Source organism: Halomonas sp. TG39a (genome assembly GCF_000744395.1).
In the GTDB taxonomy this organism is placed as follows: domain Bacteria; phylum Pseudomonadota; class Gammaproteobacteria; order Pseudomonadales; family Halomonadaceae; genus Vreelandella; species Vreelandella ventosae_B.
On the sequence record NZ_JQLV01000001.1, the window covers coordinates 2,040,520 to 2,058,651 of the forward strand.

The 18,132-nt window shown below is 56.9% G+C and carries 16 protein-coding genes; 9 read left to right on the forward strand and 7 right to left on the reverse strand.

Annotation, left to right across the window (positions count from 1 at the left end):
• The first annotated feature begins 12 nt into the window (after positions 1 to 12).
• From U738_RS09075 to U738_RS09090, 4 genes are read left to right on the forward strand one after another with little or no spacing between them, the layout of a single operon-like run.
• Positions 13 to 1,425 carry an enoyl-CoA hydratase/isomerase family protein gene (locus U738_RS09075; protein ID WP_035579460.1) on the forward strand — a complete coding sequence of 471 codons (1,413 nt, stop codon included), beginning with the start codon at positions 13 to 15 and terminating at the stop codon, positions 1,423 to 1,425.
• Positions 1,422 to 2,615, forward strand: a complete 1,194-nt coding sequence (locus U738_RS09080) for an acyl-CoA dehydrogenase family protein (protein WP_035579462.1) — start codon at positions 1,422 to 1,424, stop codon at positions 2,613 to 2,615. Before U738_RS09075 ends, U738_RS09080 begins: the two co-directional genes overlap by 4 nt.
• 7 nt (positions 2,616 to 2,622) lie before the next feature.
• Entirely contained in the window at positions 2,623 to 3,741 is a 1,119-nt protein-coding gene (locus tag U738_RS09085; protein ID WP_035579465.1) for an acyl-CoA dehydrogenase family protein, read from the forward strand.
• Positions 3,742 to 3,789: 48 nt separating this feature from the next.
• Positions 3,790 to 4,569, forward strand: a complete 780-nt coding sequence (locus U738_RS09090; RefSeq protein ID WP_035579467.1) for an enoyl-CoA hydratase/isomerase family protein — start codon at positions 3,790 to 3,792, stop codon at positions 4,567 to 4,569.
• On the opposite strand, the gene U738_RS09095 is transcribed toward U738_RS09090, so the two are convergent.
• The 7 genes from U738_RS09095 to U738_RS09125 all read right to left on the reverse strand — a co-directional run bounded on the left by U738_RS09095 (position 4,551) and on the right by U738_RS09125 (position 12,188).
• On the reverse strand, positions 4,551 to 5,510 hold the full coding sequence (locus U738_RS09095) for an NAD(P)H-dependent flavin oxidoreductase (protein ID WP_035579469.1): 960 nt from the start codon (positions 5,508 to 5,510) through the stop codon (positions 4,551 to 4,553). The genes U738_RS09090 and U738_RS09095 overlap by 19 nt on opposite strands.
• Positions 5,511 to 5,714: 204 nt before the next feature.
• Complete coding sequence (locus tag U738_RS09100; RefSeq protein WP_035579472.1) at positions 5,715 to 6,641, reverse strand: electron transfer flavoprotein subunit alpha/FixB family protein; 927 nt, start codon at positions 6,639 to 6,641, stop codon at positions 5,715 to 5,717.
• A gap of 49 nt (positions 6,642 to 6,690) precedes the next feature.
• Positions 6,691 to 7,440, reverse strand: coding sequence for an electron transfer flavoprotein subunit beta/FixA family protein (locus U738_RS09105; RefSeq protein ID WP_035579474.1), 750 nt, complete (start codon positions 7,438 to 7,440; stop codon positions 6,691 to 6,693).
• Positions 7,441 to 7,583: 143 nt separating this feature from the next.
• On the reverse strand, positions 7,584 to 8,972 hold the full coding sequence (locus tag U738_RS09110; protein ID WP_035579476.1) for a hypothetical protein: 1,389 nt from the start codon (positions 8,970 to 8,972) through the stop codon (positions 7,584 to 7,586).
• Positions 8,969 to 9,439: a PaaI family thioesterase gene (locus U738_RS09115; RefSeq protein WP_035579478.1), complete on the reverse strand. Its 471-nt coding sequence runs from the start codon at positions 9,437 to 9,439 to the stop codon at positions 8,969 to 8,971. Before U738_RS09115 ends, U738_RS09110 begins: the two co-directional genes overlap by 4 nt.
• Positions 9,436 to 11,037 (reverse strand): class I adenylate-forming enzyme family protein, encoded by a 1,602-nt coding sequence (locus U738_RS09120; RefSeq protein WP_035579480.1) that lies wholly within the window; start codon positions 11,035 to 11,037, stop codon positions 9,436 to 9,438. Before U738_RS09120 ends, U738_RS09115 begins: the two co-directional genes overlap by 4 nt.
• Positions 11,037 to 12,188: an acyl-CoA dehydrogenase family protein gene (locus tag U738_RS09125; RefSeq protein ID WP_035579482.1), complete on the reverse strand. Its 1,152-nt coding sequence runs from the start codon at positions 12,186 to 12,188 to the stop codon at positions 11,037 to 11,039. Before U738_RS09125 ends, U738_RS09120 begins: the two co-directional genes overlap by 1 nt.
• Positions 12,189 to 12,404: 216 nt before the next feature.
• Between U738_RS09125 and U738_RS09130 the strand changes: the two genes are divergently transcribed.
• From U738_RS09130 to U738_RS09150, 5 genes are all read left to right on the forward strand, one after another.
• Positions 12,405 to 13,928: a 3-hydroxyacyl-CoA dehydrogenase gene (locus tag U738_RS09130; protein WP_035579484.1), complete on the forward strand. Its 1,524-nt coding sequence runs from the start codon at positions 12,405 to 12,407 to the stop codon at positions 13,926 to 13,928.
• A gap of 30 nt (positions 13,929 to 13,958) precedes the next feature.
• The gene (locus U738_RS09135; protein WP_035579486.1) at positions 13,959 to 15,167 is read left to right on the forward strand and encodes a 3-oxoadipyl-CoA thiolase; all 1,209 of its coding nucleotides are present in this window, start codon (positions 13,959 to 13,961) and stop codon (positions 15,165 to 15,167) included.
• Positions 15,168 to 15,270: 103 nt separating this feature from the next.
• Positions 15,271 to 16,092, forward strand: a complete 822-nt coding sequence (locus U738_RS09140) for an IclR family transcriptional regulator (protein WP_035579488.1) — start codon at positions 15,271 to 15,273, stop codon at positions 16,090 to 16,092.
• 93 nt (positions 16,093 to 16,185) lie between these two features.
• The gene (locus U738_RS09145) at positions 16,186 to 17,304 is read left to right on the forward strand and encodes an MlaE family ABC transporter permease (RefSeq protein WP_035579490.1); all 1,119 of its coding nucleotides are present in this window, start codon (positions 16,186 to 16,188) and stop codon (positions 17,302 to 17,304) included.
• Positions 17,304 to 18,128, forward strand: a complete 825-nt coding sequence (locus U738_RS09150; protein WP_035583380.1) for an ABC transporter ATP-binding protein — start codon at positions 17,304 to 17,306, stop codon at positions 18,126 to 18,128. The genes U738_RS09145 and U738_RS09150 overlap by 1 nt, the downstream gene beginning before the upstream one ends.
• Positions 18,129 to 18,132: the final 4 nt, after the last annotated feature.

Sequence of the window (18,132 nt, forward strand, 5' to 3'; positions counted from 1 at the left end):
GAGAGCCTAACTATGTCCGTTCATTATCAGCGTCACGGCGATATAGGCGTTATTCAAATAGCCAACCCGCCGGTCAATGCCTTAAGTCACGCGGTACGCAGTGGCTTAGTCGATGCGCTTAAAGAGGGTGTTGCTGACGCAGATGCTAAAGCGCTGGTCGTGCTCGCCGATGGCCGCACCTTTATTGCCGGGGCAGATATTCGTGAGTTTGGTAAGCCGCCTCAAGCCCCTCTGCTGCCCGATGTGATTAACCAACTGGAAGCCTGCCCAAAACCGCTGATTGCCGCCCTGCACGGCACAGCCCTGGGCGGTGGATTGGAAGTGGCTTTGGGCTGCCACTATCGAGTGGCACTGGCGGGAACCCGGGTGGGTCTTCCGGAGGTTAAGCTGGGTCTACTGCCCGGCGCTGGTGGCACCCAGCGTTTACCGCGTTTAGTAGGCGTTGAGCGCGCCTTAGAGATGATCACCAGCGGGCGTTTTGTGGAAGCAGAAGAAGCACTTGAGGCAGGCATTATCGACGCCATTAGCAGTGCTGAAACACCGCTTGAAGCGGGTTTAGCTGCGGCCCAAGCAGTGCTTGCAGACAACCCAATGGCACGTGTTACGGGCCAACTGCCAGCGCCAACGGCTAATCCCCAGGCAATCTCCGCTATGTTGGAACGGCTGCATCAAGACGCTGCCGAGCTCTTCTCACCGTTTCGCATTGTGGAAGCTGTGGAGGCCTCTGTGACGGCTGAATCACTCCAAGACGGCCTGCGCCGTGAGCGGGAGCTGTTTTTGGCCTGTATGGACTCCCCTCAACGCGCCGGACTGATTCATCTCTTTTTCGCTGCGCGTAGCCCCCATATGGTGCCTGAGGTTGAGAAAGCCGACGCGTTTAAACACGTTGCGCTAATCGGCGAAGATCCACTGTTTGAGCGCCTGCAAAAAGCCGCACAAAAGGCGGGCATTACCCTAACCAGTGCACCAGACAACGCTACTGAACTCTGCCTATTGGCGCCAAATGCAGCGAGGGAATCAGGCACAGCGCTCCCTACCATCGCACTAGAAAACATTGGCATCAGCCGCGGCAGCGATAGCGCGCTAAGCCTTATCGTTGCTGAAAACGGCAGCATGGTAGAGCTGGTCAACTTAAGCGCAGAGCCACTTACCCAACAGCGAGCGGCACTCACTCTTAAAGCATTGCGGTTAAACGTTGTGGTCAGCCGACAGCAAAGCCTTCTGAATACGCTGCAACTTGCTAGCCAGCAGGCTACAGCGAGCGACAGACAAACTGCCCTTGAACAGGCGAGCGTCGGCATCGCAAAGAACGGCTTCTGCTACCGCGAGAGCGATATCGATTTGTTGGCGGTGGAAGTACTGGGATACCCGCGTCACTTAGGTGGGCCTCACCGTCAATCAACCCTAAAGGACACCCCCCGATGAACCTCACCTTTAGCCCCGAAGAGCAGGCCTTTCGCGCAGAGGTTCGCCATTTTCTAGCCGATGCGCTGCCCAGCGATATTAGTGAACGCGTGCGCCTAGGGCGCCACCTGCGTGCCGATGATCACCTGCGCTGGCAGAACCTCCTCAGCGAACAGGGCTGGCTAGCCTCTAACTGGCCTAAACAGCATGGCGGCCCAGGCTGGGGGCCCGTGCAGCGGCATATATTTGATGAAGAGTGCGCCGCGGCCCACGCGCCGACAGTCGTGCCCTTTGGCGTTAATATGGTGGCGCCGGTGATTATGAAATTCGGTAGCGCTGAGCAAAAGGAGCATTACCTGCCGCGTATTTTGAGCAACCAGGATTGGTGGTGCCAAGGCTACTCTGAGCCCGGCGCAGGGTCTGATTTGGCGGGACTGAATACACGCGCGGTGCGCGATGGCGACCACTATATCGTGAATGGCCAGAAGACGTGGACGACCCTAGGCCAGCACGCCAACATGCTGTTTTGCTTAGTACGTACCGACCCAGAGGCGAAAAAGCAGGCAGGCATTAGTTTTCTGCTGATTGATATGCAAACCCCTGGCATTACCGTGCGGCCCATTATTACCCTGGATGGCGCCCATGAGGTTAATGAAGTCTTTTTAGATAACGTTCGAGTGCCGGTTGAAAACCGTGTCGGTGAAGAGGGCCAGGGCTGGACCTGCGCCAAATTCCTGCTCACCCACGAACGCACCGGCATTGCAGGGCTTGGCCACGCCAAGCAGGCGCTGCGTCACTTAAAGTCACTGGCCAGCCGAATCGAGCATCGCGGCAAGCCGCTGCTGGAGCTGCCCAGCTTTCGCCACCGTGTCGTCAAAGCCGAGCTTGAATTGATGGCGCTGGAAGTCACCAACCTACGCGTGATTGCCGCGGCCCGGGATGGCGGCGTACCCGGTGCAGAAAGCTCACTACTCAAAGTACGTGGCTCAGAGCTTCGCCAGGAGCTAAGCGAACTCACCCGCCGTGCCCTTGGCCCCGCCGCACTGCCATTCTTCCCCGACTTCCTGCATGGCGAAGGCAGCCTGGATGACGAGCGCGCCCAAAGCGCAGCCGCCAGCGCCCAGTACTTCAACCGTCGCAAGCTGTCGATTTATGGCGGTGCCAACGAGATACAGAAAAGTATCGTCGCCAAAACCATTTTAAACATGTGAGGTCACCATGGATTTTGCTTTAACCGACGAGCAGCGCATGCTCGAAGAGACGCTCACCCGTTTGGTGGCCGACCAGGTTTCGCCCGAACAGCGCCGTACTATGCTTGCCGCTACTCCCAATGGTGCTTCTGCGCTATGGCGCACTTTTGCCGAGCTGGGCCTGCTGCATATGCCCTTTGGCGAAGACGTCGGCGGATTAGGCGGCGACGGCACCGACCTGATGATTATCATGCAGGCGCTGGGACGCGGCTTGGTGCCAGAAGCCTATCTGGCCGGTCTGGTGCTGCCAGGTCAACTGCTGGCGTTAACTGCCAATAGCGATCAGCAAACCCAGTGGCTAACCCCGCTGCTTGAAGGCGAACACCAGCTAGCCCTTGCATGGCAAGAGCACAACGCCCGTTACGACGCCTTGGCGATCGCTACCCAAGCGACCCAGCAAGATGGGCAATGGCAGTTAAGCGGCAGAAAAGATGTCGTCCTGAACCTTGAAGCAGCAGCGGCTAGTCTGGTTTCCGCTCGATTGGATAACGGCAAGCTAGGACTATTTATCGTCCCTGCGAATGCACCGGGCACATCGTCGCACTTTTACCGCACTATCGACGACCAGCCCGCCGGTGATTTGACCCTGGACAGCGTCACGCTGCCGCCAGCCAACTGCCTGAGTGACGATGTCGGCGATGCGCTGGCCGAGGTTCTCGCCCTTGGTCGTGCCGCACTGTGTGCCCAAGCTATCGGTGCAATGGAAGAGGCCTGCGATCAGACCCTGGCCTACCTGAAAGAGCGCAAGCAGTTTGGCATGCCGCTATCTACCTTCCAGGCGCTTCAGCACCGCATGGTGGATATGCATCTGCACCTGGAACAGTCGCGCTCAATGGCGATTTTAGCTGCCACTAGCCTAACCCTGCCAGCCAGTGAGCGGGATTATAAAATTGCCGCGGCCAAGGCGTACTGCGGCGAATCGGCGCGTTTTATTGCCGAACAGGCGATCCAACTCCACGGCGGTATGGGGATGTCCGAAGAGTGTTATGTCGCCAGTTACGCCAAGCATCTGGTAATGTTCGATCACCATTTAGGCGACAGCGACTACCACCTTGAAACGGTCAGCGAACTATTAAAGGTTGCCTAACGATATTGCCTAACAATGTTGCCTTGAAAAGTTAAAGTGGAGCGCTATATGCCAGACCCTCTCAGCGAGTTAGTCACTGTCAGCGCTATTGATGATGGCATCGTCGAAGTAGCGATTGCGCGCCCAGAGGTACGTAATGCCCTCAATGAAGCCACCGCCTTGGCACTCAATGAGGCGCTAGCGGCAGTGGCAATTGATGAACAGGTTCGCTGCGTGATTCTGCGTGGGGAAGGCAGCGCGTTTTGCGCTGGCGCTGATCTGGCGGAGTTTGAGAAAGCCACGGCTGAGCCCGCCAGCGAGCGGCTGGAAACGCTCTTTCTACCCGCCCTGCGCAGTTTAATGACGATGGATAAGCCGGTGATAGCGGCCGTTAACGGAGCTGCTGCAGGTATAGGCGTTTCTTATGTGCTCGCCAGCGATATGGTGGTGATGGGCAGCTCTGCTTATCTCAAGCTTGCCTTTATCAATATTGGTTTGATTCCCGACGGGGGCGCCTGCTGGCATCTGGTACGCAAGCTTGGCCATGCTCAGGCGTTTGAAATGGCCGCCTTGGCAACCCCCATTGCGGGTGAGCGCTGCGTCGCACTCGGCTTGGCTAACCGCGTCGTCGAAGATAACCAGGTGCTAGCGGAGGCGCGTTCGTTGGCCCAAGCGCTGGTCGCGCAGTCGTCCCAGGCATTAAGCGCTACCAAATGCGCCCTGCGTGAAGCCGCACAACGCTCGCTGAATGACACGATGGCGTTGGAGGGCGAGTTACAGGATCAGTGCAAAGCCTCTGAAGATTTCCAGATACGCCTGGCGGCGTTTCGTCAAAGCCGGCGTAAATGATTCAGCGCTTGCTGGTAGTCCTGGCGCAGCGTGTCTATCTCTTCTGCCACGCTATTAAGTGTGGAAATACTGCCTACGCCCTGCCCCGCCCCCCAGATATCCCGCCACGCTTTGGCTTTGCTGCTACCCCCCGAGCCGTAGCGCATAGCACTTTTATCGCCTTCAGGCAGCGCATCCGGGTCCAATCCTGCCTGTTCAATACTCTGACGTAGATAGTTACCGTGCACCCCAGTAAACAGGTTGGTATAGACAATGTCCCCCGCGGCGGCGTCTAACACCATCTGCTTATAGGCGGCTTGAGCGTTTGCCTCTTGGGTGGCAATAAAGCGCGTGCCCATATACACCAAGTCAACGCCTAGCGCTTGAGCGGCAACGATCTGTTCGCCTTGGGTAATCGCCCCCGCCAGCACCAGCGGCCCGTCGTAGAAGCGCCGCACCTCGGCCACAAACGCAAAAGGGTTTAAGCGTCCGGCATGGCCGCCCGCACCGTGGCAGACCAGTATCAGCCCGTCGACCCCCGCCTCAATCGCTTTCTTGGCGTGCCGCAACGTGGTCACATCATGAAACACCAGCCCGCCATAGGCGTGCACCTTTTCCACCACTTGGTTAGGTGCGTGCAGACTAGTGATGACCAGCGGCACCTTGAACTCGGCACATAGCGCGACATCGTGCTCTAGGCGATCATTGGTGGGGTGCACGATTTGGTTCACCGCAAAGGGCGCTGAGGGTTGTTCGGGGTTCTGTTCGTCGTAGTCTGCCAGGTTTTGAGTGATCTGCTGTAGCCACTCACGTAATACGTCAGCAGGTCGGGCGTTGAGCGCGGGGAAAGCACCCAGAATGCCCGCTTGGCACTGGGCAATCACCAGTTCTGGCCCGGAGACGATAAACATGGGTGAACCGATCACCGGCAGGGTTAATGAAGCGGTTAGGCGCGTTAGCATGGGAAACTCGCTGGTTGTTATTGTGAGGCAATACTGCAAAAGGCCCCACTGGGCCTTTCAAGAAGATGTCACACTGCAATGGCATGGTCGGAACAACCCTACGCGGGGGCGCTGTGAACCCATCCATGGGCGCTACTTTCGCCACCCCTGGCGAAAGACCCCCGCTACGGGTTGTTCCGACCAATACGTGGATGCCAGAAGCATTTACAGCTTGCTCTCAAGCTCCGGCAGGATCTCAAACAGATCCCCCACTAGGCCGTAATCCGCCACCTGGAAAATAGGTGCTTCGTCGTCCTTGTTGATCGCGACGATCACCTTGGAATCCTTCATGCCCGCCAGGTGCTGGATGGCACCGGAGATACCCACGGCAATGTAGAGATCCGGGGCAACGATCTTACCGGTCTGGCCGACCTGCATATCGTTGGGTACAAAGCCTGCGTCTACCGCGGCACGGGAAGCGCCAATGGCCGCGCCTAGTTTGTCGGCAATGCCGTCAAGCAGCTTGAAGTTTTCGCCGTTGCCCATGCCGCGACCACCGGAGATCACCACCTTGGCACCGCCCAGCTCAGGCCGATCAGACTTCGCCAGCTCCTCTTTGACAAAGCTGGACTGGGTGTTTTCCACCACGGTGTCGACCGCTTCAATCGGTGCACTGCCGCTAGCGCCTACCGCGTCAAAGCCGGTGGTGCGGATGGTGATGACCTTCAGCGCGTCATCGCTTTTAACCGTGGCGATGGCGTTACCGGCATAGATCGGGCGCAGGAAGGTGTCGGCACTTTCTACACCAAGTACATCCGACAGTTGGCTGACGTCCTTTAGCGCCGCCAGGCGCGGCAGCACGTTTTTGCCAGTGGTGGAGGCGCTGGCAAGTACGTGGGTGTAATCACCTGCCAGTTCGACCAGTAGCGTACCCATGGGCTCGGCCAGCTGGTGGGCGTAAACGGCGTTATCGGCGACGCGCACTTTGCTCACGGCGTCGAGCTTGGCGGCAGACTCGGCCGCGGCTTGCACCCCTTCACCGGCAACGAGAACGTCGATATCGCCGCCGATGGCTTGGGCGGCCGCAATCACGTGAGCCGTCGCACCGGCCAGTTGGCCTTCGTGTAGATCAGCAAGTACCAGAATGCTCATGGAATCAGCTCCTCTTTAAAGCACCTTGTTCAAAGTAAAAGCACCTTGTTCAAAGTACTTTGGCTTCGTTTTTGAGTTTATCGATCAGTTCGTCTACCGAGGCGACTTTAACGCCACCCTTGCGCTCCGCTGGCGATTCGACTTTTAGCAGGCTCACCTTGGAGGCAACCTCGACACCGTAATCGGCGGGGGTTTTGACTTCCAGGGGCTTTTTCTTGGCCTTCATGATATCGGGGAGCTTAGCGTAGCGCGGCTCGTTGAGGCGCAGATCGGTGGTCACAATCGCCGGCAGCGTCAGGGCAATGGTTTGCAGACCGCCGTCGATTTCACGGGTCACATGCACCTTGTCACCGTCCACCGCCACTTCTGACGCAAACGTCCCCTGGGGCAGGCCGGTCAACGCGGCAAGCATTTGGCCGGTCTGGTTGTTGTCGGTGTCGATGGCCTGTTTGCCGAGAACCACTAAGCCCGGCTGCTCTTCCTCGACCACTTTAGCCAGTAGCTTGGCCACGGCCAGGGATTCGGCGCGCTCATCGGTTTCGATATGAATAGCACGATCCGCACCCAGCGCCAGTGCCGTACGCAGCTGCTCTTGGGCGGCTTTGGGGCCAACGGTGACGGCAACCACTTCGGTGGCCACACCCTTCTCTTTCAGGCGTACTGCTTCTTCCACAGCAATTTCGCAGAACGGGTTCATGGCCATTTTGACATTGGTAAGGTCGACGTCCGAGTGATCCGCTTTAACGCGAATTTTGACGTTGTAGTCGATAACGCGTTTAACCGCGACGAGAATTTTCATAAGGCGTGCTCCAGGCGATTAATAAATACTTCATGCGATTAATAAACATATAGTTTCGCATAGCAGAATATTATTTCACTTTATAACAAGAACAATAAAAAAACGCCGGACAAAGGTCAAGCGCTTCTTTATTGTGGCGCCCCTTAAAAAGGTGACCAGACAAACCACCCCGCTAACAGTGGAATCGAGGTTACCAGAAATCGGCCGTTCCAACGGTAGCCAATGCGCGTGGCGGGCACCCCGGTAAACCGCGATAAAATCAGCATGGATGCCGTCATCGGCGACGACATTAGCGCCAGCGCCCAACCTACCATGAGTGACGCGCCAATTAGCGGCGGCGTCAGGCCCTCAATAGCTAATTGAGGCAGTAAGCCCACCAATAGCGTCACCGTTACAATCGGATTAACGCCTATTTGGGCAAGCCCCACCACCATTAGCATAGCCAGCACGGCATTAAAGGCGCCCCACTGATTTAACACGGTTAATAGCGGTGCCAACTGTTGTGTATCCACTAGTCCAACGCATAAGTGGCCTAAATAGCCCGCTGCTCCCAACACCACGATTTCATTGGTACTGGGCGACAGCAACCAAGGTAGCTGACGATGCACCACCGTCATTGCCGCAGGTAGCCCGCCATAGCCGAGCCTGCGTCGCTGCCAGGCAAGCCATAGACATGCACCGGTAGGTGCGCCCAACAGCGCGGCAATAGGCAGCCGTAAATCAAGCAGCCAGGCAATAGAGAATACCAGCGCGACAATACCGACAAGCAACACGCTAAACTGCGCCAGCGGGCGTAAAGAAGGTGAAGTTGCCTGTGCTTTATTGGCAGGCGGATGCGGACCGGTTAAGTAATCCACTGCCCAACCCGCTAGAAAAATCAGTATTGCGGCGCCCAAAATATACGGCGCAAGCTCAAGCCAGGTGACTTGAGGAAGGCTCGACAGTACGACGGCGACGCCGATACCCATGGGCGAAATAAGTGGCGCCAGGGAGAACCCACGCAGCAGCGCCAGCATCATGCGCCGCTGTCGAGCTTCGCGAACCCAGGCGCGCCCTTGGGCGGCACCTAGCGTGTTGCTTTTTTCGATCATGGCGGCGAACAGATTAAGCACGCCAATATTAAGGATAATTCCAAACAGTGCCGAACCTAACGACAAAATGGGGTAACGGCGGCTGGGGGGGTGATGCAACATACTCTGACCGCATCGGCGCACCAAACGGGAACGATAGGCAGGTAAGCGCAGCATACTCAGCGCCACCACAAAGGTGGCAAAAAAAGCAAAACGCCCGCTGGCCTCAAACAGCAGTTGAGCGGGGTTTGGCGATCGCCACAACGCGACTAGCGTCAACACGCCCGCCACCAGCAGCAACCCTTTGGCCATACGGGTAAGCTGCCCCGCCAGCGTTGCTAAATAGAGCAGCAATGCGCCAATGCCAACGGCCTGCCAGAATAGGTTGCCGACCACCAGATGGTATAGCGTTGCCAGAGTGACTAGCAGCAGTAGCGAGACCCGCAGACGGGCTGGGCTCACTCAGCAGGCTCCCCGGGGTTGTTATCCGCAAAGCCCTCAGGCGATTCGCTACCCCTGCGACGCCGAAATGAACCTTCACCCATGGCCACTAAAGTGCCCTGTTCATCGACGATCTCGCCGCTGCTCATATAAGTTTTCTGACCGCCACCGCGCACACTGCCTGTTGCCCTTAGCACGCCCTGCCGAGCGGGTCCAACAAAGGTGGTAGTCAGTGATAGCGTCATTCCCCGGCGAATATTACCGGGTACGTCACAGTGCAGACCTGCCAAGCTCAGCGCACTATCCAGCATCGAGGCCAATACGCCACCGTGTACATTACCACTACGGTTTAGATGTTTGGGCTCGATAGTGAGTTCTACCACGGCGCGGTCTGGCTGCCACTCAACCACCTGCATGCCCAGCAGTTCGTGATAGCCCATCAGCGCTTGTTGAGACGTATCTGGCGTATGTATTTGCGAAGGGCTCATAACCCGCTCTCCTGCTGTGCTAAATCCCGCAACCGCCCTTTAAGAATTTTGCCGCTGGCGGTGGAAGGTAGCGTATCCATCAATACAATTTGAGTAGGCCGTTTGTAAGGCGCCAACCGCTCGGCGATAAACGCCTTGAGCTCCGCCATATCAACGTCAACGCCCGGCTCGCACTGCACAAAGGCCACGACTTCTTCGTTACCGGCGATCTGGCGCCCTACCACGGCAGTCAGTGTTACTGCCGGGTGCTCGTTGATCACCGCTTCCACGTCCGGTGGGTAGATATTGAAGCCCGAGCGGATAATCAGCTCTTTGCTACGCCCCACGATATACAGCTGGTCATCATGATCGAGCTTGGCAATGTCGCCGGTGTTGAGCCAACCCTCTTCGGTCAGAGTAGCGCGGGTGGCTTCCGGTTGGCGAAAGTAGCCTTTCATAATATTGGGGCCGCGCACCCACAGTTCACCCACTTCATCACCGGGCTGCTCGGCAGTGCCGCTATCGCTTAGCGGCTCCAGACGATACTCCAACAGGGGCAATACACGACCAACAGTGCTGTTGGTATGGCGATCATCAATACGGGTTTGACTGATGGTGGGGCTGGCCTCGGTTAATCCGTAGCCATTATGTAGCGTTAGGCCAAAGGCTGCCTCCACCCGCACTTTGGTGTCGCTATCCAGCGGCGAACCACCCGCAGACATGTAAATCAGCTCAGGCGCTTCAAGAGTGCGTTGCTCGCGTTTTAAAAACTCTAACGCCCGGGCATACATAGCAGGCACGCCCTGGAGCACGGTGATTCGCTCCTGCTTTAGTGTGTCCAGCATATGCGCTGCATCAAAACGCGGCACGGTATAGAGGCAGGCGCCGTTATACAGCGACCCCATACAGACCGATGAGAGACCGAACACGTGAGACATTGGCAGCACGCCATACACCCGTTGGCCTTCGCTTAAGTGACGCATACCGCCTGAGATTGAGGCGATATAGAGAATGCCACGATGAGTCAGCATGACGCCTTTAGGGGTGCCGGTCGTGCCCGAGGTGTAGATCATTGCGGCCACCTGATCGGCACCGCTAGCGCAAACCGGCTCGGGTTCGCTCTCGTAGAGAGAAGAAATCGCCAGCCCACCCAACTGAGGGTGCTGATAGCGGTCGGCGGCGTGGCGCTCGGCGTGCTGGCACGCCTCTGGCGACGCATCGCAGGTATAGAACACGCGCCGGGGCAAGCAGTTGCCCTGGATCAGGTCAACTTCCTGAGCTGAGAGGCGCGAATTCACAATCGCCACCCACACATCCATCTCGCTGGCGGCCAGCAATAGCACGACCAGGGCGCGGCAGTTTTCGCTCACCGTCATAATCCGGTCGCCTTGGCGAATATCCAACGCGCTTAACCAGTCGCAGGCGGCGTGTATTTCTTCACCCAGCTCTGCATAACTCCAACGCACACTGCCATCCACAATGGCGGGCTGACCACCCATACGTTTGGCATTTTCAAGCACGCGGGTGCTGAGCCGCTCGGGAAGCTCAGCCACTAGTTCGCTAGCGAGACGTCCAAAAATACTTTCATCCGGCGCTTGGTAAGGTACCGACAAAGCCATTAGGACGCCTCCCGCACCATATTCCGAGCAATCACGATCTGCTGAATTTGCGTAGTACCTTCGTAAATACGGAATAGCCGTACATCACGGTAGAAGCGCTCAACGGCGTACTCGGACATATAGCCAGCGCCGCCGTGCACCTGAACGGCGCGGTCGGCCACACGGCCTACCATTTCGGCGCAGAACAGTTTGCAGCAGGAGGCCAGTGTCGAAACATTTTCGCCGTCATCTTTGCGCCGTGCAGCGTCAATTACCATGGTTTTGCCTGCGTAGGCTTCGGTTTTGCTATCTGCCAGCATGGCTTGAATCAACTGGTGCTCGGCAAGGGCAGCACCAAACTGCTTACGCTCCATGGTGTAGCGTAAAGACTCTTCCACTAAGCGTTCAGCCACACCGACACAGACTGCAGAAATGTGCAGCCGTCCGCGGTCCAGTACTTTCATGGCCGTTTTAAAACCTTGCCCCTCTTTACCGCCAATAATGTTTTCGGCGGGGACCCGGCAGTTATCAAAAATAATATCGCAGGTGTGAGCCCCCTTTTGTCCCATCTTGCTATCCGCCGCGCCGCGCACTAAGCCAGGTGTGTCGCCTTCAACAATAAACGCAGAAATACCGCCCGCGCCTTTATTCTCCGGGTTGGTGCGTGCCATCACAGTGAACAGGTCAGCTTCGGGACCATTGGTGATATAGCGCTTGGTGCCGTTCAAGATGTAGTGGTCGCCGTCGCGCACCGCGGTCGTCCGCAGGCTGGCCGCGTCGGAGCCTGAATCCGGCTCGGTCAAACAGAACGAGCTAAGAATCTCCCCCGTTGCCAAACGCGGCACATACTTGGCTTTCTGCTCGTCGGTGCCATCAATCAAAATGCCCTGAGCACCAATGCCGTTGTTAGTACCAAACACCGAGCGGAAGGCGGGCGACGTTTTACCTATCTCCATCGCCACCAACGCTTCTTCTTCCATGGTCAGCCCCAGGCCGCCGTACCCTTCTGGAATCGAAAGCCCAAACAGCCCCATCTCTTTCATTTCAGCAAGGATTTCCGGCGGTACCGCGTCCTCCTCTGCCAGTCTCGCCTCATTGGGAATTAGGCGTTCACGGACAAAACGGGCGATGGTATCGACAAGCTGGTTAATCAGTTCGGGATCGCGAATCATGACGGCTCCTGGTGGCAACGGGTTTTATAGTTAGCGTTATCATTAGAAGTAGCGCTGAGCATGGACAATGCGCATATTTTGCATAGCAAAACTATTGTTCACTATTCTTGTCAGGCACTTTTGCATAGCCTAGGATGGCAGTCAATAATTGAAACACAGTTCTGCAATGCAGAATCAAAATCTATAAAGCACTCACTTGCAGCGAGGATTTGGCGTATGGCTAGCGAATCAACACCTTCCCCCTTCACCACGCTTGGCATTGTCGGCACTGGCGCCATGGGCCGTGGAATCGCTCAACTGGCGGCCCAAGCAGGCCTAAAGGTCATACTGTTCGATGTTAAGGAGGGTGCTGTAAAAGAAGCCAAAACGTTTATTAACGGCCTATGGGAGAGAAGTGCTGATAAGCAGCGCATCACTAAAGAGCAGGCGCAGCATTATAGTGAGCAGTTGACAGAGGCAAGCGAACTCGCCGCGCTGGCCCCCTGCGATATCGTCGTAGAAGCCATTGTCGAGAAGCTTGAGGCCAAGCAGGGTCTGTTCAGTGATTTAGAAACGATTGTCAGCCAGCAGGCCGTGCTAGCGACCAATACCTCTTCACTATCCGTCACCGCCATTGCCGCTACCTGCCAACACCCTGAGCGAGTGATTGGTTTCCACTTCTTTAATCCCGTCCCACTGATGAAGATTGCCGAGGTCATTCCTGGTTTACGCACCGCCGATGAGGTCACCCAGCGGTTGAATGCTCTGGGCAAAGCCATGGGCCACTTTACTGCCCAGGCTACCGATACGCCTGGCTTTCTAGTCAACCACGCCGGGCGCGCCTTCGGCACCGAAGCGCTGCGTATTCTAGGCGAAAGCGTTACCGACCCAGCCACCATTGATCGCATTATGGTTGATCAGGGTGGTTTCCGAATGGGGCCGTTTACGTTGCTGGATCTTACCGGGCTGGATGTCTCCCACGCGGTGATGGAATCGGTGTATCACCAGTATTATGAGGAAGCGCGCTTCCGACCTTCACCGCTAACGCGGCAGCGCCTGGCTGCAGGCTTGCTGGGGCGTAAAACCGGCGAAGGCTTTTACCGCTATGTGGAAGGCAAGCAACAAATGGCGGATGAGCCCGCTATCGCGGCGGTGTCTCCTTGCCCGGTGTGGATCAGTCAAGACGACCCCGAATCCGCCGCAGCGCTCGCTGAATTGGTCAACACGGCGGGCTGGCCATTAGAGACCGGCCCACAGCCCACTGAGCAAGCGCTCTGCCTGCTGACGCCTTTTGGTGAAGACGCTACTAGCTGTGCGCTGCGCCAAGGGCTGGACGCCAAACAGTGCGTGGCGGTGGATATGCTCGCGGGGCTAGATAAACGCCGCAGCATGATGACCACACCGATAACTCAGCACACCTTCATTCAAGCAGCGCAAAGCCTACTCAACCACGACGGCACCCCGGTGAGCACGCTTCAAGACAGTAACGGCTTTGTACTTCAACGCGTTGTTGCCTGCATCGTTAACGTTGGTGCCGAGATTGCCCAGCAAAGCGTCGCGGAACCCGCCACTATCGACCGCGCAGTTGAGCTGGGTTTGGGCTACCCCTTGGGCCCGCTACGTATGGGTGACCATTACGGCGCCACGCGCATTATGACGATACTCAATAACCTGCTCGAGGCCACCGGTGACCCACGCTATCGCCCTAGCCCATGGCTGCGCCGTCGTGCCGCTCTGCAAATGTCGCTAACGACTGCTTAACAACAACTTAACAACAACAGGAAAACCATCATGCAAGACGCCTATATTTACGACGGTTTACGCACCCCTTTTGGCCGCCACGGTGGCAGCTTGGCGGCTATTCGCCCCGATGAACTGCTGGGGCTGACGCTGAAAGCGCTGGTAGCCCGCAACCCCTTTGCGCCGGAAAGCTATGAAGAGGTGTTGGCAGGCTGCACCAACCAGGCAGGTGAAGACTCCCGTAACGTGGCCCGCCACGGTGCACTGTTGGCAGGCCTGCCTATTGAAGTGGCGGGCCAAACCGTCAACCGGCTTTGTGGTAGTGGCTTGGCGGCGATGATGGATGCTGCCCGGGCAGCTCGACTGGGTGAAGGCGAGCTGTTTTTGACCGGTGGCGTTGAGTCCATGTCCCGCGCACCTTATGTATTGGGTAAAGCAGACTCCCCTTTTGCCCGCAACCAGCCGATGTTCGACACGGTGATAGGTTCACGCTTCCCCAACCCCTGGATTGCCAAAGAGTACGGCAGCCACAGCATGCCGGAAACCGCCGATAACATTGCCCATGATCTCAACATTGGCCGCGATGCCAGCGATGCGTTTGCCGCCCGCTCCCAGGCGCGCTACGCCCAGTCACTGGCAGCCGGCTTCTACGACGGCGAAATGTTGGGTGTTGAGGTTCCTCAAGGGCGCAAACAGCCCCCCCTGCTGGTAGATAAAGACGAGCATCCACGTCCGCAAAGCACGGAAGATAAATTGGCCAAGTTAGCCGCACTGTTTGAGGGCGGCGTGGTGACCGCAGGCAACGCCTCAGGCCTTAACGATGGCGCCGCCGCCCTGATTGTGGGCACCCAGGCTGCCGGTGAGCGTGTAGGCTTAACCCCACGCGCGCGCATTGTTGCCAGCGCCGTTGCCGGTGTTGCGCCGCGAGTGATGGGCTTGGGCCCCGTTCCCGCTTCGCAAAAAGCCCTTGCCCGCGCAGGGCTGACCCTTGAGCAAATCGACGTGATTGAAATTAACGAAGCCTTTGCCGTTCAGGTACTCGGCTGCGTTCAGCAGTTGGGGCTTTCCTGTGACGACACGCGCTTAAATGCCAACGGCGGCGCAATTGCTATCGGGCACCCGCTGGGTGCCTCTGGCGCGCGCTTGGCATTGACGGCCTTACGTCAGTTAGAAGCCACTGGCGGACGCTACGCGCTGGTCACCATGTGCATCGGTGTCGGCCAGGGCATCGCCACGATTATTGAGCGTCTGGATGGGTGAGATAGTTTTATAACCAACGCCTTTTCGTTGATGGGCATAACAGCTGCGTCTAAGTAGATATGCAATACTGGGCGCCATAAGCCACCTATTGTTGGGATACTCAATGCACCCCACCGACACTGATGCTGACGACCCGCAGCTGCCAGGAAAAGATCGTAATTTTGTGACCGCGCTAGCGCGCGGTTTAGAGCTACTGCGCGCCTTTGGCACGGGTGAAGAGTATTTAGGCAACGCCGAACTCTCCAACCGTACCAATATTCCCCGCCCGACGGTGTCACGGTTAACCTACACCCTGACCCAGCTTGGCTATTTGCAGCACAACACGCATTTAGAGAAGTATCGCCTCGGCCCCGGCGTTTTGGCGCTGGGGTATCGCTTTCTCGCCAATATGGGCATTCGTGAAATTGCCCGCCCACATCTACAGAAATTCGCCGATGCCACGGACTGCAACGTTAGCCTGGGCGGCGCTGATCGCAGCGATATGGTCTATCTGGAAACCTGCCACGGCCATGGCCCCCTCATCATTCGCCTGGATACCGGTTCACGACTGCCGATCGTCACCTCCGCCATTGGTCGCGCTTGGCTCTGCGGCTTATCCGACGAACGCCGTCAGCAGGTGCTTCAAGAGTTGGCAAGCGAATACGGTGACGACTGGCCGCAGCATGAAGCGGGCATTCAACAGAGCCTTAAAGACTATGCGCAGTATGGCTTTTGTCTTTCAGAACAGGATTGGCAGCGCGATATTAGCGCGGTAGCCATGCCGCTGATCCTCGAAGATGGCGCAGAGGTCATGGCAATCAACTGCGGTGGCTCCAGCCTGCGCTTGGACCATGACCGCTTGGTCAACAATCTAGGCCCAAGGCTCAAAGAAGTCGCTAACCAGATAAAGCAAGAATTGGCGCCAAGGAACCCTTCTGCTCGATAACTTAGACCTAGGAAGACTTTAACTAACACTCGTTTGAATGCATCATAGCCTGCTAAACAAGCGCATCGATACCCAGAGCGCCAAGGAGCTAGGATGCCAAGCGAGTGGATTGCGCGTCATGATCAAACGTTAGCGCTACAAGGTGAGTGGACGCTTGCCCATTACCGCGATATTAAATCAGCGCTTACCCAGAGTGATGTTGGCCAGGCAACACATGAAACTGTTTCCTTAGACGCGATTACTCGGCTAGATACAGCGGGTGCGGTACTGATTATTGAGCTGATTGGTGTTGAAAAAGCCATATCAGTCACCGAATGGGCAAGCGAACTGCCGAAGGAGCAGCAGGCGTTGCTGATCCGCATTGCCGAGGCCATGAACGCGCCGCTCAACGTTGATAAACCTTCCCACTCACGGATTAATCAAGCACTTGCCAGCATTGGTCAGCAAATGGTGGGGCTGTGGTCTCAACAGCGCCAGCTGCTTGCGTTTATTGGCCTGGTCATTGCCACCCTTTTCCATCTGGCATTACGGCCGCGCCGCTGGCGCTTAACGGCCACCGTCGCCCACATTCAGCAGAGCGGCCTTAATGCGGTGCCTATCGTCGCCCTACTCACCTTTATGGTGGGTGCTGTCGTCGCCTTCCTTGGGGCCACTGTTTTGCAGGACTTTGGCGCGACGATTTATACCATTGATCTTGTGGCGTTCTCGTTCTTACGCGAGTTCGGTGTTCTGCTGGCCGCGATTCTATTAGCAGGGCGCACCGCCAGCGCCTTTACCGCCCAAATTGGCGCCATGAAATCCAACGAAGAGATCGATGCCCTGCAAGCCCAAGGGCTAGACCCGATCGAGCTATTGGTGCTGCCTCGGGTAATGGCGATGTTAATTAGCCTGCCCATGCTCGCCTTTGTGGGTATGCTCAGCGGCTTAGCCGGTGGCGCTATGGTCACCTCCCTGTCACTGGATATTTCACTCACCCAGTTTATGGCCACGCTGCAAAAAGACGTGTCGGTGATGCACTTTTTGGTAGGGCTTAGCAAAGCACCGGTATTTGCCTTTGTGATCGCCGTTATCGGCTGCCTTGAAGGCTTTAAGGTCAGCGGTAGCGCACAATCTGTGGGCGAACACACCACCTCAAGCGTGGTTCAGTCGATTTTTATGGTGATTCTGATTGATGCCGTCGCCGCGCTGTTCTTTATGGAGATGGGCTGGTGATAGATTCAGCTAAATCGACAGAACAATCCGATCAACCGGTAATTCAGGTAAAGGGATTAGTTAACCGTTTCGGCGCCCATGTAGTTCATGAAAACCTGGATTTAACCCTTAAGCGCGGAGAAATTCTTGGCGTTGTGGGCGGTTCAGGTACCGGTAAATCAGTGCTTTTGCGTAGTATCGTTGGTTTGAAACGCCCCAATGGCGGCACGGTTGAAGTGCTTGGCAATACGCTTAACGAGCTAGACGACCAACAGCGCAGCCAAATAGAGCGGCGCTTTGGCGTGCTGTTTCAGCGCGGAGCCCTGTTTAGTTCGCTGAACCTGCAAGAGAATATTGCGCTAACGCTGATTGAGCATGCCAAGCTACCCCGTGAAGATGCCGAACATCTTGCCAGAGTAAAGCTCTCGCTGGTCGGTTTACCGCCCCAGGCTGCGCTTCAGTTCCCTGAATCGCTGTCTGGCGGCATGGTGAAGCGCGCGGCGCTGGCCCGGGCTTTAGCACTGGACCCCGACATTCTATTTCTTGATGAACCGACGGCAGGGCTTGACCCTATTGGCGCGGCGGCTTTTGACCAGTTGCTGGTCACCCTTCGCAATGCTTTAGGATTCAGTGTTTTTCTGGTCACCCATGACCTGGATACGCTTTACGCCGCCTGTGATCGGGTCGCCGTGCTCTCGCAGAAACGCGTGTTGGTGGTGGATACCATCGACAAGGTCGCGGAGACCGACGATGAATGGGTTCAAGATTACTTTCATGGGCCGCGTGGTCGAGCCGCGCAACGTGCTCATACTGCCTCTTCAACGAATGCTTACACACAGGAGTGAGGGT